The organism is Pseudoalteromonas atlantica (genome assembly GCA_007988745.1).
Lineage (GTDB): Bacteria > Pseudomonadota > Gammaproteobacteria > Enterobacterales > Alteromonadaceae > Pseudoalteromonas > Pseudoalteromonas atlantica.
On sequence record BJUT01000019.1, the window covers coordinates 39,066 to 65,611 of the forward strand.

A 26,546-nucleotide genomic window follows, 5' to 3' on the forward strand; every position below is an offset into this window, starting at 1 on the left:
TAGGAGCAAGTAACATGAATCAAGATTATGAAAACTACTACGTACCCGAGCAAAGTCCTTGGCCCATAGTGGGCGCGGTGGCGTTATTTTTTATTGCAGTGGGTGCGGCTTTAACAGTCATGAACTTAGAAAGTGAAGGGGGCAGCGGTGTGTACCTGCTGTATGCAGGCATTGCAGTGCTGCTGTATATGATTTTTAGCTGGTTTAAAAATGTAATTAGCGAGTCTGATCAGGGCTTATATTCAGCGCAAATGGACCGCTCATTTCGACAAGGAATGAGCTGGTTTATATTCTCTGAAGTTATGTTTTTTATGGCCTTTTTTGGCGCATTATTTTACGCCCGCATACTGTCGGTGCCTTGGCTTGGCGGCGATGGGAATAATGCGATGACCAACGAGGTGCTTTGGCCTACCTTTGAGGCCGTATGGCCACTACTAACCACACCAGCAGGTGAAACCACGCAAGCTATGGGGTGGCAAGGCTTACCCCTTATTAATACGCTTATTTTATTAGCGTCTTCGGTTACTTTGCATTTTGCTCACGTAGCCATTGAAAACAATAAACGTAAACCGCTAAAAGTGATGCTAGGGGCAACCATTTTATTGGGTGTGTGCTTTTTAGCATTGCAGGTAGAAGAATATATTTATGCCTACAACGACTTAAACTTAACACTAGATGCAGGCATTTACGGGAATACATTCTTTTTGCTGACAGGTTTTCATGGCATGCATGTGACCCTTGGTGCCATTATTTTGTTTGTTGTATTTGTGCGTATTTTAAAAGGCCACTTTACGAAAGATAAACATTTTGCGTTTCAAGCAGCGGCTTGGTACTGGCATTTTGTTGATGTGGTGTGGCTGTGTTTATTTGTTTTTGTGTATGTGTTGTAACGGCTAATGGTGAGTGATTAGCCTTTATAAAACCAAGTTTTACAGCGGCTATCACCATCACCAAAACCACCACAGAAAACAGCACGCGACGGCCTAAAAAATGCGACATAGGCCGACCGCCAGATTTATCGGTCACCATAATAAATAGCGCTCTAAACAAGTTGAAAAGTATAAATAGTAACAGCAGCACAATAATAATTTTAATAATCACTGGGTTGACCCTTTATGCAGTTAATTTTAAGGCGTAAACAAAAGCTTAGCTCATTTATCGCACTTTGCGTTGTGGTAGCTGTGGTGCTGGTATGTGTACGTTTAGGGTATTGGCAATTAGCAAGGGCTGAGCAAAAGCAGCAACAGCTAACAGCTATAGCTAACATGCAAACCCAAGGCGTTATGAGCTGGCAGCAATTACAGGCAATGCCTTCAAAGTGGAATAAAACAGGTGTAGTGGTTGAGCTTGTCGGAAAAATAATAAATCAGCAATACTGGCTTTTAGATAACCAAGTTTACCAAGGGCAAGTCGGTTACGATTTATTGGTGTTATTTAAGCCAAGCCAAGCAAGTGACGCTTTACTCGTTAATTTAGGGTGGGTAAAAGCGCCTATTTCACGCAGCGAATTACCTAACATCCAACTTCCTAAACGTAATATTACGTTTAAAGCGCAGATAAAAGAGCGAAATTTAACGAGCTTTAACTTACAAACCAATGCGACAAAACAAGACCTTCAAAAACGAATCCAATCAATAGATTTACAAAAGCTAAGTGAGCAGAGTAATCAATCGTTATTTAATTTTATGGCTTATCGTCAAGGTGCAGGAGATGCGCTAGCTATACCGCATTATAAAGCGGTGGTGATGAGTCCGCAAAAGCACCAAGCGTATGCAGTGCAATGGTTTTTAATAGCCTTAGCCTGTGTAGTGGTGGCCATTTTTGCCAGTAAAAAGAGGACTAACAATGAAAAATAACCCCTTAGTTTTGTTTGTTGTATGTTGCGCTGTACCGCTAATACTTGCATACGGTGCGCTAAAGCTAGACTGGTTGCCAAGCGCTATTACCAATAATGGCGAGTTTTTACAGCACGAAGTAAAGCTTGAAAACTGGCAGCAACATAACCCTAAGCAATGGACAATTGCGCTTAATTACTCCAATAAATGTAACGCTTCGTGCAATGAGCAGCTCAATGCGCTTAATAACTTATATATCGCCTTAGGAAAAAATCAGGGCAAGGTTGATATGGCTGTAATGGGAGCGCCTAAAGTTAAAAACATTCCTTGGAAAACCTTTAACGCGCAACAAAATTTGCAGCCCGCTAGCCTATATTTAATCGATCATATGGGGTTAGTGGTGCTTGAGTATCCGTTTAAAGAGCAGCCACAAGAAAACCGTTTAGTGCAAAAAGGTTTATTAAAAGATTTAAAAAAACTACTTAATTATTCTCGTTCAAGCTAATTAATAGCGCATTGTTAATGGGAGATTCCTATGTATAAAAATTATAAAAACTGGGTACTTGCAACGGGGTTACTTGCGCTGCTGGTGGTAGGGCTAGGTGCTTATACACGTTTAAGTGACGCAGGTCTTGGTTGCCCTGATTGGCCCGGTTGCTATGGCTTTTTAACTGTACCAAAGCATGAAGCCGATATCGCATTGGCTACCCAAAGTTATCCAGATATGATGTTTGAAACCGCCAAAGCGTGGAAAGAAATGATCCACCGTTACTTTGCAGGCGCGCTGGGGTTGCTTATTTTAGCGCTATTCGTATTGGCTTTTGTAAAGCGCCATTACTCAAACACGCCGGTTAAATTACCGCTAGCCTTATTATTGTTAGTTATATTTCAGGCTGCGCTGGGTATGTGGACCGTTACTATGAACTTGCAACCACTTATTGTGATGGGGCATTTGCTGGGGGGGTTTAGTATTTTATCGCTAATCACTCTTTTATACCTACGTTTAACTACTAAACCCATAGAGGGCGGAGATAGTAGCGCTAAAGGCTATTTTTCATTGAGCTTAGTTGCATTGGCTGTGTTGGTTATTCAAATTGCATTAGGAGGATGGCTTGCAGCAAATTATGCAGCGCCACACTGCAATGGCTTACCGCTGTGTAGTTATGCGCAGCCATTTTCACTCAGTAGTGTGTTTCAGCTGCCGCTTGAGCACAGTAATTATGAGTACGGAGTGCTATCGCAACAGGCGCGTATGTCTATTCATCTACTACACAGAATTTGGGCGCTAGTTACATGTGTTGTGTTGGCGCTAATTATGTGGCGTATATACAGTCAGGCGCAATCTGCAAAAATAAAACACTGTACTGTCAGCGTGCTTGTTGCGCTACTTTGCCAAATTAGTTTGGGGCTTGCAGTGGTGCATTGGCACTTTCCGCTTGGAGTGGCGCTGGCACACAATTTAATGGCAGCTATCTTGTTATTGACTATGGTTAGGTTGTGTTACTACCTAAAAGCACGCACTTAAAGGGGAATAATTATGGCACTCACACTCGACAAAAAAGAACTACAGGTTATTAGCGCACACCCTTTTATTCAACGTGCTTATAATTTACTGCAAGATTACTTAGCTATTAGCAAGTTTAAAGTAGTGGCTATGTTGGTACTTACTGCCTGGGTTGGCTTGGCACTGGCGCCTGATGTAGGGCGAGGCATTGCAGTACAATTTATTAGTTTATTAGGCATTGGTTTGCTCTCTGGCGCTGCGGCGGTAATAAATCATGTTGTTGATAGCGAAATAGATACAAAAATGGCGCGTACACGCCACCGCCCTGTAGCCAAAGGCCGGCTTAGTAAAACCCATGCGCTAAGCTTTGCAGGCGTGATAGGGGTTGCTGGTTTTATAATGCTAATGCTTTGGGCAAACACTCTAACAGCCGTACTTACTTTGTTTGCATTAGTTGGGTATGCTTTTATTTATACCTCTTTTTTAAAGCGTGCCACACCGCAAAACATTGTGATTGGTGGCTTAGCTGGGGCAATGCCGCCTTTATTGGGTTGGGTTTCTGAAACCAATCAAATGGCAGCCGCGCCATGGTTACTCGTAATGATTATATTTACGTGGACCCCACCGCATTTTTGGGCACTGGCAATAGCACGCAAAAGCGATTACGAACGCGCTAAAATTCCTATGCTGCCAGTAACTCACGGTATCGACTTTTGTAAAACTTGTGTTGTGGCTTACACCATATTACTGGCGCTTGTATGTGTATTACCTTATTTAATTGGTATGTCGGGCGGTATTTATTTAGTAGGCGCATGTGTACTCAACGCACTCTTTTTGTATAAAGCGGTTAAGCTTAAATTAGCCCCTCGCGATGACACCGCAATGGACTTATTTCGCTTTTCAATTGTGCATTTAATGGTACTCTTCGTGATCTTATTTATAGATAAATGGCTCCCTTTATGAAGCAGTTACGGATTAGCTTAGTTGTAATTTTTTCGTTTTTATTAGTCGCTTGCTCAGAGCAAAATAGTGCACCCGATGTGCAAGCCTTAGTGTATGAGCAAGCAAAGCCTCTTTCTGATTTTACACTTAACGACCAAAACGGTGAGTTAGTCACCAAAGCGCAATTTTTGGGGCAGTGGAACTTAGTGTTTTTAGGCTATACCAGTTGCCCAGATATTTGCCCATTAACGCTTGCTAAACTAAACAGCGTGTATAAAAAGTTACATAACGAATACCCACTGCAAATTTGGTTTATGTCGGTAGACCCTCAACGCGATACGCCGGAAAAACGCAAAGCGTATATTGATTATTTTAACCCTGACTTTTTAGCTGTTTCGGGTGAGCACAAAAACCTATTCCCGGTGGTTAGAGAGCTTGGCCTAATTTATGCCATTAGTGACTCACAAGAATCAGAATATGCGGTCGATCATAGTGCTTCTGTGGCTTTAGTTGATGAAAATGGAGCGGTAAGAGCCATATTTAAGCCTGAGTTCCAACAAGGAAATGTGCCCCTTATTAATACCACTCAACTCATTAGCGAATTTAAACAAATAGCGGATTACTATAAAAACTAGTTTTAAACTTTTCACGCATTTTAAAAGGAGCTTAGGCTCCTTTTTTGCTTTTTAGCGCCACTTTTAAAAGTTTTATTAATTTTTTTGAGCCTTTTATGGCAATTTTAATAACTAAGGCTAAGCTTTTGTTATGAATTGAATTGACAGGGAAAGTCCTGAAAAAATGCTAAAACTTCCAAGCGAACTTGCGATTATGCAAGTAGAGACTCTTCACCAAGATTTATTACAAGAACTCAATAGTAACAACGATATTTGTTTAGATGTCAGTGAGGTTGTTTCAGCCGATACCGCGTCAATTCAACTTTTGTGTGCCTTACAAAAACACCTACTTACCATACACCATAAAATTGTATGGGTAGGCAGCAGTGATGCACTTCAAAACGCCATTAATCAACTTGGCTTAAGTCAATATTTAACACTTGAAAGTAAAGGTTAGAGGTTTATATGAAGAAAATTTTAGCGGTTGATGATTCTGCGTCAATGCGTCAAATGGTGAGCTTTACGCTTAAAACCGCAGGGTTTGATGTTACCGAAGCAAAAGATGGCAGCGAAGCCCTCGCGATTGCCAAGCAGCAAAGTTTTGATGCGGTAATTTCAGATGTAAATATGCCCATTATGGATGGCATTACGCTTATCAGAGAGCTCAGAGGCCTTCCTGATTACAAATTTACGCCGCTACTTATGCTAACTACAGAGTCAGGATTAGATAAAAAAGTAGAAGGTAAAGCAGCTGGCGCAACAGGCTGGATTGTAAAGCCTTTCAACCCGGATCAGTTACTAGCGGTACTTAAAAAAGTAATTCGTTAACTGAGGAGTGCGGCGTGAGTATAGATTTAAGTCAATTTTTTGAAGTGTTCTTTGAAGAAAGTTTTGAAGGCCTAGATACAATGGAGGCCGAGCTATTAAATTTAGAGCCCGGCGAAGAAGACTTAGAAACAATAAATACTATTTTTAGAGCTGCGCACTCAATTAAAGGGGGCAGTGGCACCTTTGGCTTTAACTCTGTTGCTGAGTTTACCCATGTGCTAGAAACCCTACTGGATCAAATACGCCAAGGTGAGCGCGAACTCACCACCGAGCACGTTAATTTATTGCTTAAAGCTGTTGATTGCTTGCGTGGGTTACTCGGTGAGCTGCAAGCAGAGCAAGAGCCTGATTTATCACACGCTACAACCTTAAAAAAACAGTTTGAAATTGTACTCGAAATGCAAGCCGATTCAGCCCCAAGCGAGGCAAGCGAAGTAACGGCTGCTGCTGAGGTAAATACCTTTCAAATTGATTTTAAACCGCATCATCACCTTTTTAAAACAGGCAACGAGCCTTTATTTATGATCAGCGAATTAGCTGAACTCGGTGAGCTTGAAACACAGGCATTTTTAGACGATATCCCAGATATTAAAGATTTAAGCAGTGACGAGTGCTACTTACACTGGCGCTTTTTTTTAAATACCAGCGAAAAAGAAGCCGCCATTAAAGAGGTATTTGAATGGGTAGAAGATGATGCCGATATAAAAATAGAGCTTTGTGGCGGGTTATTTGATGAAGACACTTCTCACACCGCAAACGCTGATGAAAAGAGCAACGATAGCACAGCTCAAACACAGCCTATTAGCGATGCTAAAAAAGCACCCGACAAACCTAAAAGCAAACCCACAGCCGATAAAAAGCCAACATCAGCACCAGAGTCTACCTCCATAAGAGTAGGAATAGACAAAGTAGACTCGTTAATAAATATGGTTGGTGAGCTGGTAATAACACAAGCCATGTTAAATCAGTTGAGCGAGCAAGAAATTAGCGAATCAACCATTACGTCATTACAAGAAGGTTTGGCACAACTGGCGCACAATACCCGAGACCTGCAAGAAAATGTTATGCGTATTCGTATGTTACCGATTAACTTTGTATTTAGCCGGTTTCCGCGTTTAGTGCGCGATATAGCGCAAAAACTAAATAAACAGGTGGAGTTAAAATTATTAGGCGAGCAAACCGAGCTAGATAAAACGGTAATGGAAAAAATATCTGACCCCATGGTGCACCTAGTCAGAAATTCGCTCGACCATGGCCTTGAAACAATTGAACAGCGGGTTGCCGCAGGTAAAGACCCAGTGGGCACCGTGACCTTAAATGCCTTTCATCAAGGCGGCAATATCGTGATAGAAATAATGGACGATGGGCAAGGCTTAAATACGCAAAAAATTAAAGAAAAAGCCATTGCTAATGGGCTGATCACCGCTGATTGTAATTTAACAGATGATGAAATTAACGAGCTTATTTTTATGCCCGGCTTTTCTACCGCCGATGCGGTTAGCGACTTATCTGGGCGTGGTGTAGGAATGGATGTTGTTAAGCGCAATATTCAATCTTTAAATGGCTCGGTTGAGGTTTCATCAGCGCCTGGCGTTGGCTCTACCTTTACAATTAGGCTGCCCCTTACACTTGCCATTTTAGATGGTCAATTAGTTAAAGTTGCCCAGCATACTTATATTATTCCGCTTATTTCTATTGTTGAATCACTACAGATTGATATCACTAAAGTAAGCCGAGTGGGTAAAGACTTAGATGTACTAAGGCTGCGTGACGAATACATTCCTATTTTACGCTTATATCAAATTTTTAATCATCAAAACGCCATAGAGTCATTAGACAAAACCTTGCTGGTGGTTGTTGAAACCGACAACCAAAAAGTGGGTTTGCTGGTTGATGACTTACTTTCGCAGCAGCAGGTAGTCATAAAAAGTTTAGAGGCCAATTACCAAAAAGTAGATGGGGTGTCTGGAGCAACTATTTTAGGCGACGGGCGTGTATCGTTAATTGTTGATATTAGCGGCTTAATAAAATTATCAGGGCTTAAAAAACCAGGTAGCCAAGAGCTAATCATAGAATCAAAAACACCTCTGGAGGCTTCATGATTAGTGAACAAAGCGAGCTAAACAACAAAATTGATTTAGGGCAACAGCAAGGCGTTAAGCAGTTTTTAACCTTTATTATGGCTGGCGAAGAATACGGCGTAGATATATTAACCGTGCAAGAGATCAGAAGTTGGGAAGAAATTACCGTACTGCCCAACGCGCCGGATTTTGTTAAAGGAGTGATAAACCTTCGCGGCACTATAGTGCCAATAATAGATTTACGCTTACGTTTTGGCCTGCCAAGCACTGAATATGGGCCATTAACGGTTGTTATTGTTGTAAAAGTTATTTTTGAAAACGATTCAAAAATAATGGGCATCGCAGTAGATGCGGTGTCAGATGTTTACAGCATTGCAGAGCAAGACGCCAAGCCCGTCCCTAGCCTGTCTGATTCGAGTAATTGTGAATATGTCGCAGGGTTGGTGAACGTGGGCGAAAAAATGGTCTCGTTAATTGATTTACAAAGAACAATGGATATATAGCCACAGCGCTATGTAGCAACAAAAACAAACATAAAGGTGGTGATGGGCATGGGATGGTTTAGTAATCCGAAGCAGTCAGAATCAAGTAATGACTTAATCGTTAATGCATTAAATAAATCATTAGCGGTTATTGAGTTTGAACCCAGCGGCAGAATAATTACGGCTAATTCAAACTTTTTAAATGCAATGGGATACCGTTTAGAGGAAGTGCAAGGGCAGCACCACTCTATGTTTGTTGAACCAGATGAAGCACAGAGCAGCGAGTATAAAAATTTTTGGCAACGCTTGCGCGGTGGTGAGTTTATTTCTAATGAGTTTAAGCGTCTTGCTAATGGAGGGCGAGAGGTATGGATCCAAGCTACCTATAACCCAATTATTGATAGCCAAGGGCAAGTGCTAAAAGTAATTAAATTTGCTACCGACATTACCGAACAAAAGAAACAGGCCGCTGAAGCGCAAGGCCAACTTGAGGCAATTAGTAAATCTCAGGCGGTGATTGAGTTTAATCTTGATGGCACAATCATTACTGCCAATGACAATTTTTTAAATGGTTTAGGCTATCAACTTAGCGAAATAAAAGGCCAGCATCATAAATTATTTGTCGACCCAGAATACGCTAAAACAAACGAGTATAAACAATTTTGGGATAAGTTAGGACGAGGCGAGTACGACTCGGGCGAGTACATGCGAATAGGCAAACAAGGGCAAGAAATATGGATTCAAGCCTCTTATAACCCTATTTTCGATTTAAACGGCAAGCCTTATAAAGTTATTAAATACGCCAGTGATATCACCGCGCAAAAACAGCTAGAGCGCGAGTCTAAAAAGGCTGCCGATTTAGCAAGTGCGTTAACTGTTTGCCAAGCTAATGTAATGATTGCCGATAAAGACCTAAATATTGTATTTGTAAACGATCAGGTTAAGTTAATGCTCAAAGCGCGAGAAACTGAGTTGCAAGGTGTGCTACCTAGTTTTTCTGTTGATAATTTAATAGGCACGTGTGTTGATGATTTTCATAAGCACCCAGCTCATCAACGCGAACTATTAAAAAACTTAAAACAACCTTATAAAACTGAGTTACGTTTAGCGGGGCTTATTTTTAGTTTAATTGCTACACCGTGGATAAATCATGAAGGTAAGCATTTAGGCACCATTGTTGAGTGGGAAGATATTACCGATAGCGTAGCAAAAGCAGAGCAAGAACGTGCTGAAGCACAAGAAAACTTACGAGTAAAACAAGCGCTTGATACCGTAGCAACAAACACCATGATAGCCGATGCTTCAAATGTAATTGTATACATGAACAACGCGGTTAAATCGATGATGAGTATTGCCGAAGATGATTTGAAAAAGGAGCTGCCAAACTTTGATAGCACCAATTTAATGCAGCAAAACATAGATATATTCCATAAAAATCCGGCTCATCAACAAAACCTACTAGCTAAACTTACAGCAACTTACCGAGCCGAAATAAAAGTAGGCGGGCGCACCTTTGGTTTAGTTGCAAACCCTATTTTTACACCAGAACAAGAACGCATAGGCACCGTAGTTGAGTGGGAAGATAGAACGGGCGAAGTTGCAATAGAAAAAGAAATTGCACAATTAGTCAGCGATGCAGGAAATGGCGATTTAGAAACCCGAGTAGATGAAAAAGGTAAAGAAGGCTTTTTCTTACGCTTAGCGCAGGGCTTAAACAGCTTAGTTGAAATTGTGGATGATGCCGTTAGTGATACCGCGCAAATGCTTGATGCAATGGCCAATGGCGACCTATCAAAACGCATAGAAAAAGAGTATCAAGGCTCGTTTGATAAGCTCAAGCAAGATGCTAATACCACAGCAGATAAATTGACCGATGTGATTAACCGAATTAACTCATCGGCCACGTTAGTGGCCAGTGGCGCAGAGGAAATTTCGCAAGGCAACGCCGATTTAAGCCAGCGTACCGAAGAACAAGCTTCATCACTTGAAGAAACGGCGTCAAGTATGGAGGAAATGACCAGTACCGTAAGGCAAAATGCAGATAACGCAAAAGTCGCTAACGATTTAGCCGAAGAAACCTGTGAGAAAGCAATTCAAGGTGGTGAAGTAGTTAATAGGGCTGTAACGAGTATGTCGGCCATTAACGAGTCGAGTAAAAAAATTGCAGACATTATTGGCGTGATTGATGAAATTGCCTTTCAAACTAATTTACTGGCACTTAACGCCGCCGTTGAAGCAGCCAGAGCGGGTGAGCAAGGCCGTGGCTTTGCCGTTGTTGCTGGTGAGGTGCGTAATTTAGCGCAGCGCTCAGCTGGAGCAGCCAAAGAAATTAAAGAGCTTATTAGAGACAGCGTTGCAAAAGTTACCGATGGCTCTGTGCTTGTAAATGAGTCGGGCGAAACACTCAGAGAAATTGTTTCAAGCGTACAACGTGTTACGCAAATGATTTCGGATATAACCGAGGCCTCTGAAGAGCAAAGCGCAGGCATTGAGCAAGTTAATAAAGCGGTTGCCCAAATGGATGAAATGACCCAGCAAAATGCGGCGCTTGTAGAAGAAGCGTCTGCGGCGGGCGAGTCAATGGCTGAGCAAGCAAACGAGATGCGTCAGTTATTGCACTTTTTTTCACTCGGGCAGCAAGGCATGAACACATTGCCAAATACGCACTTTGAACGCTCAGCGCCCCCTGCGCGCCAACCTAGTGGCTATTTAAAAAATACCCAACCCAAAGGCGAAAACTTTATAGACTCAGCAGATGAATGGGAAGAGTTTTAGTCATTACTGGCTTGCTAGTTAATACCCTAGCAAGCCTGCTTTACAAGGGATGGTATGACAATGAAAGAATTTTTATGTACCGATAAAGATTTTAAAGACATTGCCACTTTAGTTTATAACGCGTGCGGAATTGTGCTTGGCGATCATAAACGCGAAATGGTGTATTCCCGCTTAGCAAGAAGGGTAAGAGAGCATAAACTTAAAAACTTTTCTCAATACTTAGAGTACTTACACAATAATAAAGAGGCTGAGTTTGACGCATTTATTAATGCTATTACCACTAACTTAACCTCCTTTTTTAGAGAGCCCCACCACTTTGAGTTTTTAAAAAACACCATAGTGCCGCAGTTACTTAGCAGTAACAAAGTAACAAAACGAGTACGCGTATGGTCAGCGGGTTGCTCTACAGGCGAAGAGCCTTACAGCTTAGCAATAACCCTTGCCGATTTATTCCCAAGTTCTTGGGATGTAAAAATTTTAGCAACCGATTTAGATTCTAATGTATTAGCCAAAGCACAAGCGGGTATTTATACCGCGGCTAATGTAAATGGCTTAGAAAACAATGTACTTAAAAAGTGGTTTTTAAAAAGCAAAGACGGGCAAACATATAAAGTAAAACCACAGTTAAATAAGCACATTTTTTTTAAACGCCTTAACCTTTTACAAGAATGGCCTATGAAAGGGCAGTTTGACTTAATTTTATGTCGTAACGTGGTTATTTATTTTGATAAAGAAACAAAAGACACCTTGTTTAAACGTTATGCAAATGCACTTAATCGTGACGGTTATTTGTTTTTAGGGCACTCAGAGAGTATGGGAAAAGAGCATTCTGAGTTTAAAAATTTAGGGAAAACCATGTATCAAAAGCAACACAATGCACGCACAGTTTAGGCCGGTGCTCCCAGGGTTTGAACATATAAAACGTTACTGGGATGCAGGGCGCACAAGCGTGGTGGCAAAAATATTACCTGGCGAATTTTATGTCTCAAAAAATGATGAGCTTATTTCTACAGTGCTTGGGTCGTGCATAGCCGCGTGTGTTTACGATGAAAAAGCCGGTATAGGTGGCGTAAATCATTTTATGTTGCCAGTAAAAAAAGGCCTAGAATTAAACAGTGCCCATAGTTTGAGCTGCCGCTACGGAAACTGGGCAATGGAATACCTGATCAACGAAGTACTCAAAGGTGGTGCTGCGCGAAAAAATTTAAAAATAAAACTCTTTGGTGGCGGCAAAATAATTAGCGCAATGACCGACATAGGGATAGGTAATATTAGCTTTGCCAATGCGTATATTCAGGAAGAGTCGCTCAATCTTGTTGCACAAGATATGGGAGGGCCGTGGCCTCGAAAAATTTTTTTTCATCCGCATACGGGCAAAGTCCACGTAAAAAAGCTGAAGAATTTGCACAACAATACAATTGAAAAACGCGAAGTGCGCTACCTGCAAAACCTTAAGCAACAAGATAAAGCCACCGAGACTAACATAGAGCTGTTTTAGGAGCCGTAATGGTTAAAGTTCTGATAATAGATGATTCACCACTGATAAGGCGTTTGCTGAGCGAAATATTATCTCAGGCTAGCGATATCGAGGTTGTTGGCTGTGCTGAAGACCCTTATCAAGCACGAGAAATGATTAAATTGCTCAATCCGGATGTGCTTACCCTCGATGTAGAAATGCCAAAAATGGACGGCATTAGCTTTTTAAGAAACCTAATGCGCTTAAGACCTATGCCCGTTGTGATGATTTCTACACTAACCCAGCAAGGCTCGCCTATCACCTTAGAAGCGCTTGAGCTTGGTGCAGTGGATTTTATTGCTAAGCCAACGGTGAATGTTAAGCAGCAAATGAGTCAATATGCATATGTTGTGCAGCAAAAAGTGCGTGTGGCGGCAGGTGCAAGGGTAAGAAGTTTTAAAAAGGTAAGCACCGTAAGTGAGCCTTTACCTAGCAATGCACAATTTTTATTAAACAAGGTAATAGCGATAGGGGCTTCAACAGGGGGCACAGAAGCAATAAAAGAAGTGCTTATAAAAATGCCGACCAATTGCCCTGCGATCGTGATTACCCAGCATATTCCTCCGGTATTTAGTACCTCGTTTGCCCAGCGTATGGACCGCACCTGTGCAATTAACGTAAAAGAAGCGCAGCACGGCGACAAGCTAACTGCAGGATGGGCTTATATAGCCCCTGGTGGTTTACACTTAAGCATAAAAAAAAGAGGGGCAAGTTTATATTGCGAGCTTGATGATTCTGAGCCTGTTAACCGCCATAAACCGGCAGTAGATGTATTATTTAACTCGTTACTTGAGTGCGGTGCAAAAAACATTGTGGCAGCGTTACTAACCGGTATGGGGAGCGATGGAGCAAAGGGCTTGCTTAGCATTAAACAAGCGGGTGGCTACACCATTGCACAGGATGAGTTTTCTTCTGTGGTGTGGGGAATGCCCAAAGCGGCGGTTGATTTAGGTGCCGCTCACGAAATTGTTGCGCTTGATAAAGTAACCCAGCGCTTATTGCATCAGGCTATAAAGGTGTAATTGCTACTGAATAACCCATGGCTGCGAAAACCAATAGTAACTACCAGGGAACTCAATAGAAGGGGCGGTACAATTAAAGCGTGAACGGCCTTTATTTAGCGCCTTTGGCGAGTCAATTTTTACAGTTGTGTCGTTTATCCAAGTTAACTTAGCCTGCCCAACACTTGAGACATAACACGCAAACTGACTTTTATGAAAATCACCCATTTCAAATTCAATGCTGAGCGTTGGTGGGTTTTGTGAGGTTACACTGTCTTGGTAATCTAGGGTTTTAATACTAAACGCCCGAGAGTTTAATTTTGTAATTAACGTATCTAATTTACTGTAAAAGCCAGAGGCTGGAAAACGCGGTAAGCGGGTAAAGTTAGCGTTTTTATTTACAGCGCCTGAGTGCTGACCAATGCCAATAAAGCCAAGCTCTTCTACAAGCGCTTGTAGTTTGTTATTAAACTCACCATACGGGTACGCTAGGTATTTATAATCGTGGCCTATTTCTTCTTTAATACGCTGTTGAGAATGCAAAATATCTTGTTTTATACGTGCTTGCCACTGTGCATCGCTCTCATCTTTTAGCTTAATATGCAGGTAGTCATGCTGGGCAGTGTGATTGGCAATTAGCGCCCCTTTGCCTGCGAGCTCTTTTAATTTATCCCACCCCATTACGTAGCCTTTGCCTTCATCAATAAGGGTAGGGTTTACAAAAATAGTATAGGGGTAACCAAATTTTTCTAAAATAGGCGCTGCTTGTTCGTAGTTATTGTTGTAACCATCGTCAAAGGTGATAGCGACTGTTTTCTCAGGTAAGGTTTTGCCTTGTTGTATAGCGCTTATTAGCTCATTTAGTGCAATAACATTAAAATTATGCTCTTTTAAGTAGCTCAAATGCTTGGTAAACGTATTTGCGCTTACACTGGTCACAGCCGGAAGGGTTTCGCTTACATGGTGATACTGTAAAATAACCGCCGCATGAGCACGTACAGATAAACAAATGAGAGTAATTAAAACTAAATGAAACAATTTCTTAAACATAATAAGGCACACCATAAAAGCTTGCTGTTGCTAGCGGGTCCAATGATATTATCAAATATTACTGTCCCACTGTTAGGAATTGTTGATACCGCTGTTATTGGCCACTTAGGTAGCGCACATTACTTAGCGGGTATCGCACTTGGCTCAGCTGTTATTTCTATTTTATTTTGGCTCGCCGGTTTTTTACGTATGAGCACCACAGGGTTAGTGGCCCAAGCATACGGGCAAAATAACTTAACACAGTTAGCAGCGCTTTTAAAACGCAGCTTATTACTTGCCGTGTGTGTGGCGTTAGCGCTTATTGCCTTATCGCCCTTGATAAAACAAGCCATTGCATTTTTATCAGGCGCAAATAGCGAGGTTCTTGCTCAAGCATATCAGTATTTTAGTATTCGTATATTTAGTGCCCCTGCCGCACTTTGTAATTTAGTGCTGCTTGGCTGGATGCTTGGCGTACATTATGGGCGAGGGCCATTTTACTTGCTGTTAGTGACCAATATTACCAACATAGTGCTCGATATATATTTTGTGGTGTATTTAGACTGGGCAGTAGCGGGAGCAGCATGGGCGTCGTTAATTGCAGATTACAGCGCGTTGGCTTTTGCGTTGCTACTAGTGATTAAGCTCGCTAAAAAGCAAGGCGTGGAGCTAAGCGTGCCCAACTGGCTCAGTGTTAGCAAAATGGCAGAGCTACTTAGTTTAAATAGAGATATATTTATTCGCTCTTTAATTTTGCAATTATGCTTTAGCTTTATGACCTTTTATGGCGCCCGCATAGGCGAAACAACGCTTGCAGCAAATGCCGTGTTACTTAATTTTTTAATGTTAGTAAGCTTTGCACTTGATGGAATAGCCTATGCAAGCGAAGCCAAAGTTGGTCAAGCTAAAGGCCAGCGAAGCGTTAATAACATTAGATTGTGGGTAAAAATAAGTGTGTTTTGGGGGATGCTTTTTGGCGTGTTATACAGCGTATTTTTTGCTGTGTTTGGCAGCGCTATTATTAAGCTTTTAACCAATGTACCCGAGGTGATAGAAGCTGCGACAAATTACTTACCGTGGGTAATAGTATTGCCTATGTTAGCAATGAGCTGCTTTTTGTTTGATGGCGTATTTGTAGGGCTTACACGGGCAAAAAATATGCGTAACAGTATGATTCTTTCTGCTGCTGTTGGCTTTTTTGGGGTGTTTTGGGTGTTTATAGAGTGGCAAAATAATGCGTTATGGCTGGCTATGAGTTGCTTTATGCTTATGCGCGGCGTTACGTTAATTATTAAGTATTTGCAGTTAAAAGCAACTAATCAGCTGCTAGATTAAGCGAACATGTCATTTCCATAGGTCGGGGTCGTGATCTTTTGGCCCCATATCTTTTAAAACTTGCGAGAAACGATTGGCAAAAATACCGCTATAACCCCATGCAGCAAAAAATAATGCCGGGATTAAAATAACCACACCTATAATTTGTAAGCTAAAGTGGGTGTAGTAGCCAAGGGCAATAAATATCACGGCTAGCACAAACAGTGCTAAGCCGCGAAAAAAGCGCGTTAAACTCAACTTAGGGTTACTCCCTAAGCGATAAATAAGCGGCTTTAACATTATTGCTTAGTAATAAGAGTGATCGCCCGCTTGGTGCTCGGTAATGTCGGCAACACCGGTGATTTCATCAAACTTTGCAATCATTTCTTTCTCGATGCCTTCTTTAAGCGTTACATCGATCATAGAACAGCCATTACAACCACCACCAAATTGAAGTACTGCAATACCTTCAGCGGTTACTTCAACTAGGCTTACTTGGCCACCGTGGTTAGCTAGCTGCGGGTTTACTTCGGTTTCTAGCATGTGTTGAACACGCTCATTTAGCGATGCGTTATCGCCTAGTTTACGTGCCTTTGCATTAGGCGCTTTTAAAGTTAACTGAGTGCCCATTTTGTCGGTAACAAAATCAATTTCAGCTTCTTCTAAAAAAGGAGCGCTTTCTGTATCTACTACGGCATCAAAACCATTAAAGTTAAGACGAATATCGCTGTCTTCTACGGCGTCTTCTGGGCAATAAGAAACACCACATTCCGCTTGTGATGTACCAGGGTTTACAACAAACACACGAATATTAGTATGTTGTGCTTGATCTGCTAAAAGTTTAGCAAAATGCGCTTGTGCTGTTTCGGAAATAGAAATCATAAAACCGTCTATACTTGACTAAATTACTCGGATACTGCATATCATACTCCGCTCATCGTGTTGCGGCTAGTGTTGAGCGTAAAAAGTTGGCATCTATTTTAAGCAATGCTAGCGTGCAAATAACAAACATTTTTAGAGTGATTTATATGCGCTGGATAGTAACTATAATGGTGGCAATGCTTAGCTTTTCAAGTATGGCAAAACCACTTTCGTATTATTTTGAACAAGATGTAGAGTTTGATAAAACAATACCCACCCCACAAGACGTACTTGGTTACGAAGTAGGTGAGTGGCATGTAAGGCACGACCAACTGGTGCGTTACATGGAAATTCTAGCGCAAAAAAGTAATCGTATAAATTTTGAAGTAATAGGGCGCACACACGAGCAACGTCCGCTTGTGATGCTAAGTATTAGCAGCGCTGAAAAACTAGCTAACTTAGAGCAAATTCGCCAAGCGCACTTAGCCCGTTTAACAAACAGTGAGCAAGCTAAAAACACACAAAATGAGCCTGCTGTAGTTTGGATGGGGTACAGTGTGCATGGCAATGAGTCATCAGGCAGCAATGCCGCTTTATTGGTTGCGTATTACCTTGCTGCAGCGCAAGGCCCAGAAATAGAAAAACTATTAAATAATACCGTTATTTTGCTCGACCCTTCACTTAACCCCGATGGCTTGGCTCGCTTTGCTAATTGGGCTAATAGTAATCGGGGGATGAACTTATCAAGCGACCCTAAAACGCGTGAACACGTAGAAAGCTGGCCAAGTAGCCGTACAAATCACTATTGGTTTGATTTAAACCGCGATTGGTTGTTACTACAACACCCAGAGTCGCGTGCACGCATTGCTAAGTTTCATCAATGGAAGCCAAATATTCTTACCGACTTTCATGAAATGGGCCCAAACAGCAGCTACTTTTTTCAACCTGGCATTGCCAGTCGCAAGCACCCAATTACCCCAGATGAAAACGTAACGCTTACTAAAGCCATAGCCAATTACCATGCTAAAACTTTAGATAAAAATAATGCCCTTTATTTTACCGAAGAAAGCTTTGACGACTTTTATTACGGCAAGGGTTCAACCTACCCCGATGTAAACGGCGGTATAGGTATTTTATTTGAGCAAGCCAGCTCACGTGGGCATGTACAAGAAACCATAAATGGTACGCTTACGTTTCCTTTTACTATTAAAAATCAGTTACTAACAAGCCTATCAACCTTTAAAGCAGCGGTAGATAACCGCGAGGCGCTATTAACCTATCAGGCTAAATTTTATAACCAAGCAATTGATTTAGCACATGATGAAAGTTTTGAAGGCTATGTGGTTGAGGGCGCTAAAGACAACACCCGGATTAAACTATTTTTAAACCTGTTAAAGCAGCATCAAATTAACGCCTATCCACTTACAAAGGCACTAAAAGCCAATGGCAAAAACTTTAGCACCCAGAGTTATTTTGTGCCGTTAGCTCAGCCACAGTTTCGTTTAGTAAAAGCTATTTTTAGTGAGCAAAAAAGTTTTGCCGATAACACATTTTATGATGTGTCAGGCTGGACACTCGCCCATGCTTTTAATTTAGAGTTTGCACAAGTAAAAAGTAGCTGGGGCTTAGAAGTAGCCAGCACTGCGTGGCAAAAAGCAGTTAAACCATCATTTGCTGCGTTAAAGCAAAGTTATGCATTTGGCTTTGCCTGGGACGATTACTTAGCGCCTAAAATGCTAAATAGCTTGCTAAAGCAAGGTATTAAAGCGCGTGTCGCGTTAAGCGCCTTAACAGCTAAAAGCAGCACCACCGAAATAGACTTTGCACCTGGCAGCATTATTGTCCCCGCAGGGCTGCAGACGAACCCTGATTGGGTGGCTATTTTAAACGATGCTCAAACCCAGTTTGGTATTGCGATAAAGCCTATTACCACTGGTCTTACAGGGAAAGGCGCCGATTTAGGCTCGCGCACTATGGCGGTATTAAACGAGCCAAAAGTACTGCTTGTGGGCGGTAAAGGCGTAAGCCAATACGAAGCGGGTGAAGCATGGTATTACCTTGACCGCTTTGTTGGTATTTCTCCGACCATAGTAGAAATGGAGCGTTTAGGTAGCTTAGATTTAAATAATTACAGCCACATTGTACTAGCTAATGGCAATTATTCGGGCTTACCCGATAGTGATAAAGTTGCTATTAAAAGCTGGGTAAGAAAAGGCGGCGTAATTTGGGGCCACAAAGGCGGCGCTAAATTTTTAGCTGATCAGCAATTACTCAAGGCTAATTATTTATCTAGGCAAGATGTAGCCAGCGCTTTTAATACTCAAGGGCTAAATTACGCAGATAAAGATCATTTAGCTGGGCGACAACGTATAGCCGGCGCTATTTTTAATACCGATGTAGACACCACGCATCCACTAACGTTTTCGCTTAATCGCGAAACGCTGCCTGTATTTAAAAATAGTACCTGGTTATTAGAAAAATCATCCGCCCCGTTTGTAAACATACTCACTTACCCGCAAAAACCACTATTAGCAGGGTTTACCGATGGCGTAAATGAGCAGCAAATTGCCGGTGCAGCAGCCATGATGGCCCACTCATACGGGCGTGGCAGTGTTATTGCGATGACAGATAACCCTGTATTTAGAGGATACTGGTACGGCACAAGCCGATTACTCAGTAATGCTTTATTTTTTGGCCACACATTTAGAGTAAGAGGTGATTAACTACCCCTTTAAAGTGGCGTTAAACACGTAGCAAAAGCCCAGACTTGTTTAGCGCCCGCTTGCTTTAATACTCGGGTAGCCGCGTTGAGCGTGGCGCCTGTGGTCATTACATCATCTACAATAACCACCGTTTTACCGCTCATATCTTGTGTGCATACAAAGGCATTTTTTACATTTTTAATCCGCTTAGCTCTAGATAATTGTGACTGTGCTTGCGTGGCTTTATTGCGTATTAGCGCATTACTTATACAAATATGTTTTGCCAAACACGGTTGCCACACTTGGCTTACCTGATTAAACCCGCGCGTTAAAAAGCGCCCTCGGTGCAAAGGTAAAATAATAGCTATGTCGGGCTGGGTAGTTAAATTTTCAAAAAACACCGTTAGCTGGCGTTTAATTACTTGTTGCAGCGCTTTTTTATAGTGAATTTGATTATTAAATTTGAGCCGTTTAAGCCAATGCTCAAAAGGGGGTTGATAAAAAGCACAGGCAAAGAGCTTATCAAACTCGCAATGCGGAAACATTTCTACAATATCCGGGCGGTGCAATAAATTACTGTGCTTATTTAAATCAAACACGCTTAAATCCGCTAAGCAATAGTCGCATAATCCCTCTTGAGCACTAATAACTCCCTGACATTGCACGCAATAAGAGGGAAATAACCAATTAAAAAATGAGTGTTGCATTGGTTGCTCCTTGCGTTGCTTTCGTCAATGTAAGCGTTATGATGTGGCTAAGTTTGGTTAAGGTTAGGCAAATATGCAAAGCGAGTTAGTTTTATTACATGGTTGGGGCATGAACCAAGGCGTATGGCAATTAGTGCAGCCAGAGTTAACGTTTTTATACAGTGGCTCGGTGCGCAGTATTGACCTGCCTGGCTTTGGCAACAGCAATAGCTGCCCAAGCCCTTATAATTTACACGATGCAGCTGAAATCGTAAGCGAGCAACTTAGCCCTGGCTCTATTTTAATGGGCTGGTCGCTAGGAGGATTGTTCGCACTTTATATTGCTAAACATTGGCCAGATAAAGTAGCAAAAGTAATTTTAGTTGCCTCAAGCCCTTTTTTTGCCGAGGCAGATGATTGGCCTGGAATAAAAACCAGCGTGCTTGAGCAATTTAAAGAGCAATTAGTTAATCAGCGAGAAAAAACCATAGAGCGCTTTTTAGCTATTCAGGCCATGGGTAGTGAGTCGGCACGCGATGATATAAAGCAGCTAAAGCACTTGCTAAATCAGTACAACGCGCCTAAAAGTGAGGCATTAAGTGCGGGCTTAAATATTTTACACAATGATGATTTACGCAACGTATTTGCGCATTGCCCAGTGCCTATAAAAGCGATATTTGGCCGTTTAGATGCGCTGGTACCTTACAAAGCAATTAATAAAATGGCAGCACTAAATACTGAGTTTGAATACGAAGTACTAGATAAAGCCTCCCATGCACCGTTTATTTCTCATAAAAAAGAGTTTTTATCTGCCGTTAAATCAATGCTTTAAAATAGCCTAAAGAAAGGTACTGTTTAAAGCTTTATTTTGCCCATGAAGTGAGCGATAATTAAACAATATTTATTTTTGGAGGTACAGCATGGCTATTGGTTCAGTATTTAATAGTGGTGTAGAAGGGTTTAATCGTGCAAGCCAAGGTATAGAACGAGCAAGCGCAGAGATAAACCGTGCCACCATTGAAGAGCAAGACGATACGCAACTAGCCCAACAGCGCCAGTTAACAGCTGCGCGACCTGAAGAGGCTGTAACAGCGCCTGTTGCACAACCAGCTCGGGTTGACGAAGCGCTTGTTAATTTAAAAGTTGAAGAGTTTAATGCCAAGGCAAACACGCAATCTATTCAAACTGCAGATGAAGTGCTTGGTACGCTAATCGATATTAAAGTTTAAACGTTATGAATATTGTCACGCCTTTTCCATCTATCAATATAAACACCGCCAATGTTTATACTGAAACCGCTCGGCGTGACAACCAACTGCGCGAAGTTATTCCTGCCCCTGCACCCAATAGCGCCAGTAATACCGAAACCAAAGCGCAAAGCGATGCTGATAAAGCAAAACTGCCAAGCAGTGCAGAAGCCGCCACCTACGATGCAACCGGTAAACTCAGTGATGAGCAAGCTGTTGAGCAGCGTCAGCAAGGCAGCGAAGATTCAGATAGCGAACAGCAACAAAACCAACAAGCAAGCGAAGACACCCCCGAAGAAGAGCAAGATCAGCAACAGCTAGAATTAGAACAGCAGCAAATTGAAGAGCTTAAAGCGCGCGATACTGAAGTGCGTGTGCACGAACAAGCTCATGCATCGGTGGGTGGGCAGTATGCAGGCTCACCAAGTTATGAATACCAACGTGGACCAGATGGCACTAATTACGCTGTTGGCGGTGAGGTACAAATTGATGTATCTGAAATCCCCGGCGATCCTCAAGCCACTATAGATAAAATGCAAACGGTACGTGCAGCCGCACTTGCCCCTGCTGAACCTTCTAGTGCAGATAGAGCCATTGCTGCTGATGCAACCCAAAAAATGGCCGCAGCGCAAGCTGAATTATCAGCCCCTGCTGACGATGAAGCGCAAGCACAAGAGCCACAAAGTGCGTTATCAATAAACGAAACCAGCACCGCTGAGTCTCAAAGCGATACTAATACAGAGCAAGCACGCGACCCAGAAGTAGACGCACGAGCTGGCCGTATAGCCAATTTTTATCAAATGACTAGCTCACCCCAAAACGAGAGTGGTTTTTCTGCGTTTGGTTAAAACCAAAGCATAATTAAAAAAGCCGCTCAATGAGCGGCTTTTTAGTTTGAGGAGAGATCACTTAATGAAGCAAACGGGTATTATTTTTTTACTTTTGCATTAGCAAATGCATCGGCAAAGGCATTACCCATCATGGCGTTACCGTTATCGCGCTTTGGTTTTGCTGCACGCGGTTGCTGGCCCTGATTACTGCGTTGCTTTTGCGGCGCGGCAGCGGGTTTATTGCTTGTGTCTATTTCATCATCTAAGCGCATAGTAAAGCTAATGCGCTTACGTGGGGCATCTACCTCAACCACTTTTACTTTTACAATGTCACCGGCTTTTACTACTTCGCGCGGATCAGAGATAAACTTATTAGTAATTGCCGAAATATGCACTAGGCCATCTTGGTGAACACCTACATCAACAAACGCACCAAAGTTAGCAACGTTAGAAACCACACCTTCTAAAATCATACCGGGTTTTAGGTCTGTGATTTTTTCTACACCGGCTTTAAATTCAGCAGTTTTAAACTCAGGACGAGGATCGCGCCCAGGCTTATCTAGCTCTTTAATGATGTCGGTAACGGTAGGTAAACCAAACTTCTCGTCGGTGTAGTCATTAGCAACCAGCTTATTTAAAAACTCGCTATTGCCTATTAAGCTATTTACATCAAGGTTGTTACGCTCACAAATAAGTTTTACAACAGGATAAGCCTCAGGGTGAACTGATGAGTTATCAAGTGGGTCTTTACCCTGATTAATACGCAAAAAGCCTGCTGCTTGTTCAAACGCCTTTGGTCCTAAACGCTCAACTTTTTTAAGTTCGCTACGCTTAGTAAACGTGCCGTTAGTGTCGCGGTAATTTACTATATTTTGCGCTAAGGTTTTATTTAACCCCGATACGCGAGTAAGAAGCGGCACCGAGGCCATATTTAAATCAACACCCACTGAGTTTACACAGTCTTCTACTACTGCGGTCAGTGTTTGGCCTAATTGGCTTTGCGATACATCGTGCTGGTATTGGCCTACACCAATTGATTTTGGCTCAATTTTAACAAGCTCGGCAAGTGGGTCCTGCAGGCGACGCGCAATAGATACCGCGCCACGTAAAGACACATCTAAGTTAGGAAATTCATTCGCTGCAAATTCAGACGCAGAGTAAACAGACGCACCGGCTTCGCTTACCATAATTTTGTTTAATTTAAGCTCAGCATTGGCCTTAATCAGTTCGCCTACTAGCTTGTCAGACTCGCGTGATGCGGTTCCGTTACCAATCGCAATAAGTTCTACTTTATGCTGGCGACATAGTTGCTCTAATGTACGTAACGATTTTTCCCAGTGATTTTGTGGTGCGTGAGGGAAAATAGTTTGGGTTGTAAGCAATTTACCTGTGCCATCAACTACGGCAATCTTACAGCCAGTTCGCAAACCAGGATCTAGACCAAGCGTGGTACGCGGCCCAGCAGGGGCGGCCATAAGTAAGTCTTTTAAGTTTTTAGCAAATACATCTATAGCGCCGGTTTCGGCTTTTTCTCGCATGGCTGCTAAAAATTCATTTTCTAGGTGTAGGCCAAGCTTTATTTTCCATGCCCACTGCACAACACTTAATAGCCATGCGCTAGCTGCTTTATATTTCACATCTAAGCGGTAGTGATCAGCAATCATTTGCGCGCATAGCTGGGCTGCATTTTCGCTGCTTGGCTCTGGGTTAATACTCAGCTGCAAAATACCTTCGTTACGCGCGCGCAACATAGCAAGTGCGCGGTGAGAAGGGACCTTTTTAAGAGGTTCCTGATGGTCAAAGTAGTCGCGGTATTTACTACCGGCTTGTTCTTGACCGTCAATAAGTGTGCTTTGTATAGCGCCGTGTTGGCTAATGTGGCTTCTGAATTTAGCTAATAACTTGGCATCTTCTGCAAAGCGTTCCATTAAAATAAATTTAGCGCCATCAAGGGCTGCTTTGGTATCAGCAATGCCTTTGTCGGCATTTATAAACTGCTGCGCTTGTTGCTCTGGCTCTAAGTTTGCGTCGTTAAATAGCGCATCGGCAAGTGGCTCAAGGCCTGCTTCAATGGCTATTTGCCCTTTGGTACGGCGTTTAGCTTTATAAGGAAGGTATAAATCTTCAAGCTCAGTTTTACTTTGTGCGCTGGTAATATCGGCACTAAGTGCTGGCGTTAATTTATTTTGCGATTCGATGGTTGATAAAATAAAGCTGCGGCGCTCTTCAAGCTCGCGCAAGTACGACAAACGTTGCTCTAAAAGGCGTAATTGCGTGTCGTCTAATCCACCGGTAATTTCTTTACGGTAACGCGCAATAAAAGGAACCGTTGCGCCTTCATCAAGTAATTTTGTAGCAGCAACAACTTGTTGCTGTTGTGCATTTAGCTCAGTGGCTAAACGTGCAGAGATATCGCTCATGCATAAACCTTTTAATACAAAAAATAAAACCAGAAAATCCCTCTGGTACTGTTATACCCAGCTTATTAAAGTTGCTATTTAATGAGTTTGGCAGGTATTTATTAGTTGAATAATATCACAGCAGGTTGTAATAAAAAGCTCTTAAAGCAAGCAATTTTGCTTGCTTTAAGATGGTTGGCTTGGCTGAGCTTACAAAGCGTAAAAGCGCGCTTTAGTGAGGGTGCTCTACGCTTTCTAAAACATCACTAAACGTGTGAGCAATTGGAGTAATATGCACTGGAATATGCAATGTTTTAGCTATTTGACGCGCCGAGATTAACCCGCATATTTCGTTATTAGTGGTTGTTGCTAATAAAAACATGCTGCCTTGATGCTCCATTGTTTGTAGTGCATCACCAATACTTGCATAGCTTAGGCTTTGCATACTTACGCCATTAAGTTGGCTAATAGGTGTCATAATGTAGCGTAAGCTCACTTCATTGCGGCTGGTATTTAAACGCTGTGCAATGGCCGTAATTTTAGCGCTTTGTAGGTCAGCACTTGAAACAATACCAATTAATTTTTGCGCATCATCAGTCACCAATACATAGTCAGAGTGCTCTGCTAGTACTTGTTTAAGCGCCTCGCTAATAGGAGTGTCGTATTGAGCGCGAATTGGCGTTTTTTGGGTAAAGTTATTGATTACAGTTAAAGCCGGAGATGTTAAATCAATAGTGGCTTGTTGATCTTCAAACGTGCTTGCAATAACGCCATGAGAAATATTTTGGGTACGTAATTCTTTAAAGTTAGACATAGTAGTCACCTTATTAGTTATAAAATTTAATCAAAAAGTAAAATTGTGAATTAAATTAAATAGCTAGGTGGACCACGTTGATATGCCGTACTAAAAGGACGGTATAGGTTTGTACTTTGGTAAAAAGATGAAACAGCATTAGGTAGCGGTTGAAACAACCTAATAGCAAATGCATTAACATGAGAATCTAAGTCAATGTCGGGGGTTGTTTGGTCAGGAAATTCACAAGCGATAAAATGATTAGATACACTGGCGTTATCTATACTTACTTCGGTGGTATTGGCATGCAGAGTCAAACTCACACTCATTAAAAGTGCAAACAATACGGCATTACTACATATGCGCTGTACTAAGTTTGACATAGCCACTACCTTAAAAATCAGGTTAAAGATAAACCTGCTAAACCAATATATATCCTAATGAGATATATTACACAATAAAAAATTTACCTGATCTGAATCAAAGTAGTTATTTATTAATAATGTTATGGGGGGGCTATTTTTGATATTCAATACTATTTACATACCATTCTTTTTTACCTTGCGGTGTAGGTACCTCAAAATCATCGTCTACTTGTTTTTTTATCAGGGCGCGTGCCATAGGTGAGTCAATTGATATGTAGTCTTTACGGTCGTATATTTCATCAGGCCCTACAATTCTAAATTTTTTAACCTCGCCTTGCTCGTTTTCTATTTCTACCCATGCGCCAAAAAATACTTTACCGTCTTGCTGCGGCGAGTAATCAATAACTTTTAAATCGGGTAGGCGTTTGCGCAAATACCGAACACGACGATCAATTTGGCGCAGTAAGCGTTTATTATATTGATAGTCTGCATTTTCTGAGCGATCGCCAAGGCTTGCCGCCCAACTCACTATTTTAGTGACTTCAGGGCGTTTAACGTTCCATAAATGGTCATGCTCTTGCTGTAATTGTAAGTAACCTTCGCGGGTTATTAAATTTGTTTTCATGGGCTTTTATTCATTAACTCTAATGCTGTGCACGTTATTAAAATTGCTAAAATTTGTCGAGTGTAAACTTTAGGGCGTGTTGTTCTTTGATGGTCGAATTTGCAGCAGTATGTTTGG

The 26,546-nt window shown here is 41.9% G+C and carries 28 protein-coding genes; 19 read left to right on the forward strand and 9 right to left on the reverse strand.

Annotation, left to right across the window (positions count from 1 at the left end):
* Window positions 1-14: 14 nt before the first annotated feature.
* Window positions 15-890: a cytochrome c oxidase subunit 3 gene (locus PAT01_RS09975; RefSeq protein WP_154945409.1), complete on the forward strand. Its 876-nt coding sequence runs from the start codon at window positions 15-17 to the stop codon at window positions 888-890.
* On the opposite strand, the gene PAT01_RS09980 is transcribed toward PAT01_RS09975, so the two are convergent.
* Window positions 790-1,101: a DUF2909 domain-containing protein gene (locus tag PAT01_RS09980; protein ID WP_085065488.1), complete on the reverse strand. Its 312-nt coding sequence runs from the start codon at window positions 1,099-1,101 to the stop codon at window positions 790-792. The two genes, PAT01_RS09975 and PAT01_RS09980, sit on opposite strands and share 101 nt — an antisense overlap.
* Window positions 1,102-1,115: 14 nt before the next feature.
* Between PAT01_RS09980 and PAT01_RS09985 the strand changes: the two genes are divergently transcribed.
* The 13 genes from PAT01_RS09985 (at window position 1,116) to PAT01_RS10045 (ending at window position 13,599) form a co-directional block, all read left to right on the forward strand.
* Window positions 1,116-1,856: an SURF1 family protein gene (locus PAT01_RS09985; protein ID WP_121638116.1), complete on the forward strand. Its 741-nt coding sequence runs from the start codon at window positions 1,116-1,118 to the stop codon at window positions 1,854-1,856.
* Window positions 1,846-2,340 carry a hypothetical protein gene (locus tag PAT01_RS09990; RefSeq protein WP_054983321.1) on the forward strand — a complete coding sequence of 165 codons (495 nt, stop codon included), beginning with the start codon at window positions 1,846-1,848 and terminating at the stop codon, window positions 2,338-2,340. Before PAT01_RS09985 ends, PAT01_RS09990 begins: the two co-directional genes overlap by 11 nt.
* A 30-nt stretch (window positions 2,341-2,370) precedes the next feature.
* Window positions 2,371-3,360: a COX15/CtaA family protein gene (locus PAT01_RS09995; protein ID WP_126008517.1), complete on the forward strand. Its 990-nt coding sequence runs from the start codon at window positions 2,371-2,373 to the stop codon at window positions 3,358-3,360.
* A 12-nt stretch (window positions 3,361-3,372) separates the two neighbouring features.
* Window positions 3,373-4,302, forward strand: coding sequence for a heme o synthase (cyoE, locus tag PAT01_RS10000; RefSeq protein ID WP_154945410.1), 930 nt, complete (start codon window positions 3,373-3,375; stop codon window positions 4,300-4,302).
* The gene (locus PAT01_RS10005) at window positions 4,299-4,916 is read left to right on the forward strand and encodes an SCO family protein (RefSeq protein ID WP_096740286.1); all 618 of its coding nucleotides are present in this window, start codon (window positions 4,299-4,301) and stop codon (window positions 4,914-4,916) included. The genes cyoE and PAT01_RS10005 overlap by 4 nt, the downstream gene beginning before the upstream one ends.
* 163 nt (window positions 4,917-5,079) lie before the next feature.
* Entirely contained in the window at window positions 5,080-5,352 is a 273-nt protein-coding gene (locus tag PAT01_RS10010) for an STAS domain-containing protein (RefSeq protein ID WP_004588224.1), read from the forward strand.
* 8 nt (window positions 5,353-5,360) lie between these two features.
* Window positions 5,361-5,723 carry a response regulator gene (locus PAT01_RS10015; RefSeq protein ID WP_029773320.1) on the forward strand — a complete coding sequence of 121 codons (363 nt, stop codon included), beginning with the start codon at window positions 5,361-5,363 and terminating at the stop codon, window positions 5,721-5,723.
* Between the two features lie 14 nt (window positions 5,724-5,737).
* Window positions 5,738-7,825, forward strand: a complete 2,088-nt coding sequence (locus tag PAT01_RS10020) for a chemotaxis protein CheA (protein WP_126008513.1) — start codon at window positions 5,738-5,740, stop codon at window positions 7,823-7,825.
* On the forward strand, window positions 7,822-8,307 hold the full coding sequence (locus tag PAT01_RS10025) for a chemotaxis protein CheW (protein WP_004588228.1): 486 nt from the start codon (window positions 7,822-7,824) through the stop codon (window positions 8,305-8,307). Before PAT01_RS10020 ends, PAT01_RS10025 begins: the two co-directional genes overlap by 4 nt.
* 48 nt (window positions 8,308-8,355) lie before the next feature.
* Complete coding sequence (locus PAT01_RS10030) at window positions 8,356-11,061, forward strand: methyl-accepting chemotaxis protein (RefSeq protein ID WP_126008511.1); 2,706 nt, start codon at window positions 8,356-8,358, stop codon at window positions 11,059-11,061.
* Between the two features lie 60 nt (window positions 11,062-11,121).
* Entirely contained in the window at window positions 11,122-11,952 is an 831-nt protein-coding gene (locus PAT01_RS10035) for a CheR family methyltransferase (protein ID WP_054983326.1), read from the forward strand.
* Window positions 11,936-12,559, forward strand: a complete 624-nt coding sequence (gene cheD / locus PAT01_RS10040; RefSeq protein WP_029774194.1) for a chemoreceptor glutamine deamidase CheD — start codon at window positions 11,936-11,938, stop codon at window positions 12,557-12,559. Before PAT01_RS10035 ends, cheD begins: the two co-directional genes overlap by 17 nt.
* A gap of 8 nt (window positions 12,560-12,567) precedes the next feature.
* Window positions 12,568-13,599, forward strand: coding sequence for a protein-glutamate methylesterase/protein-glutamine glutaminase (locus PAT01_RS10045; RefSeq protein ID WP_055255281.1), 1,032 nt, complete (start codon window positions 12,568-12,570; stop codon window positions 13,597-13,599).
* Between the two features lie 3 nt (window positions 13,600-13,602).
* On the opposite strand, the gene PAT01_RS10050 is transcribed toward PAT01_RS10045, so the two are convergent.
* Window positions 13,603-14,628, reverse strand: coding sequence for a polysaccharide deacetylase family protein (locus PAT01_RS10050; protein WP_126008509.1), 1,026 nt, complete (start codon window positions 14,626-14,628; stop codon window positions 13,603-13,605).
* 42 nt (window positions 14,629-14,670) lie between these two features.
* Between PAT01_RS10050 and PAT01_RS10055 the strand changes: the two genes are divergently transcribed.
* Window positions 14,671-15,942, forward strand: a complete 1,272-nt coding sequence (locus PAT01_RS10055; RefSeq protein ID WP_054983329.1) for an MATE family efflux transporter — start codon at window positions 14,671-14,673, stop codon at window positions 15,940-15,942.
* Between the two features lie 9 nt (window positions 15,943-15,951).
* On the opposite strand, the gene PAT01_RS10060 is transcribed toward PAT01_RS10055, so the two are convergent.
* Both PAT01_RS10060 and nfuA read right to left on the reverse strand, forming a co-directional pair.
* Window positions 15,952-16,221, reverse strand: coding sequence for a hypothetical protein (locus tag PAT01_RS10060; RefSeq protein WP_029774191.1), 270 nt, complete (start codon window positions 16,219-16,221; stop codon window positions 15,952-15,954).
* Window positions 16,222-16,227: 6 nt separating this feature from the next.
* Window positions 16,228-16,803 (reverse strand): Fe-S biogenesis protein NfuA, encoded by a 576-nt coding sequence (gene nfuA, locus PAT01_RS10065; protein ID WP_154945411.1) that lies wholly within the window; start codon window positions 16,801-16,803, stop codon window positions 16,228-16,230.
* 146 nt (window positions 16,804-16,949) lie between these two features.
* On the opposite strand from nfuA, the gene PAT01_RS10070 reads away from it, so the two are divergent.
* On the forward strand, window positions 16,950-19,505 hold the full coding sequence (locus PAT01_RS10070) for a M14 metallopeptidase family protein (RefSeq protein ID WP_186807279.1): 2,556 nt from the start codon (window positions 16,950-16,952) through the stop codon (window positions 19,503-19,505).
* Window positions 19,506-19,513: 8 nt separating this feature from the next.
* Here PAT01_RS10070 and PAT01_RS10075 read toward each other — a convergent pair whose 3' ends face one another.
* Window positions 19,514-20,191, reverse strand: a complete 678-nt coding sequence (locus PAT01_RS10075) for a ComF family protein (RefSeq protein ID WP_154945412.1) — start codon at window positions 20,189-20,191, stop codon at window positions 19,514-19,516.
* A gap of 73 nt (window positions 20,192-20,264) precedes the next feature.
* Here PAT01_RS10075 and bioH point away from each other — a divergent pair, with 73 nt between their 5' ends.
* From bioH to PAT01_RS10090, 3 genes are all read left to right on the forward strand, one after another.
* Window positions 20,265-21,002 (forward strand): pimeloyl-ACP methyl ester esterase BioH, encoded by a 738-nt coding sequence (gene bioH / locus PAT01_RS10080; protein ID WP_154945413.1) that lies wholly within the window; start codon window positions 20,265-20,267, stop codon window positions 21,000-21,002.
* Between the two features lie 88 nt (window positions 21,003-21,090).
* The gene (locus PAT01_RS10085) at window positions 21,091-21,399 is read left to right on the forward strand and encodes a hypothetical protein (RefSeq protein WP_004588240.1); all 309 of its coding nucleotides are present in this window, start codon (window positions 21,091-21,093) and stop codon (window positions 21,397-21,399) included.
* A gap of 5 nt (window positions 21,400-21,404) precedes the next feature.
* The gene (locus tag PAT01_RS10090) at window positions 21,405-22,265 is read left to right on the forward strand and encodes a putative metalloprotease CJM1_0395 family protein (RefSeq protein WP_154945414.1); all 861 of its coding nucleotides are present in this window, start codon (window positions 21,405-21,407) and stop codon (window positions 22,263-22,265) included.
* A gap of 80 nt (window positions 22,266-22,345) precedes the next feature.
* Here the strand turns inward: PAT01_RS10090 and PAT01_RS10095 are convergent, their stop codons facing one another.
* The 4 genes from PAT01_RS10095 to greB all read right to left on the reverse strand — a co-directional run bounded on the left by PAT01_RS10095 (window position 22,346) and on the right by greB (window position 26,429).
* On the reverse strand, window positions 22,346-24,667 hold the full coding sequence (locus PAT01_RS10095) for a Tex family protein (protein WP_054983335.1): 2,322 nt from the start codon (window positions 24,665-24,667) through the stop codon (window positions 22,346-22,348).
* Between the two features lie 211 nt (window positions 24,668-24,878).
* The gene (locus PAT01_RS10100; protein WP_004588243.1) at window positions 24,879-25,460 is read right to left on the reverse strand and encodes a CBS domain-containing protein; all 582 of its coding nucleotides are present in this window, start codon (window positions 25,458-25,460) and stop codon (window positions 24,879-24,881) included.
* A gap of 50 nt (window positions 25,461-25,510) precedes the next feature.
* Complete coding sequence (locus tag PAT01_RS10105) at window positions 25,511-25,822, reverse strand: hypothetical protein (RefSeq protein WP_154945415.1); 312 nt, start codon at window positions 25,820-25,822, stop codon at window positions 25,511-25,513.
* A gap of 133 nt (window positions 25,823-25,955) precedes the next feature.
* Window positions 25,956-26,429 (reverse strand): transcription elongation factor GreB, encoded by a 474-nt coding sequence (gene greB / locus PAT01_RS10110; RefSeq protein ID WP_004588245.1) that lies wholly within the window; start codon window positions 26,427-26,429, stop codon window positions 25,956-25,958.
* Between the last annotated feature and the right edge of the window lie 117 nt (window positions 26,430-26,546).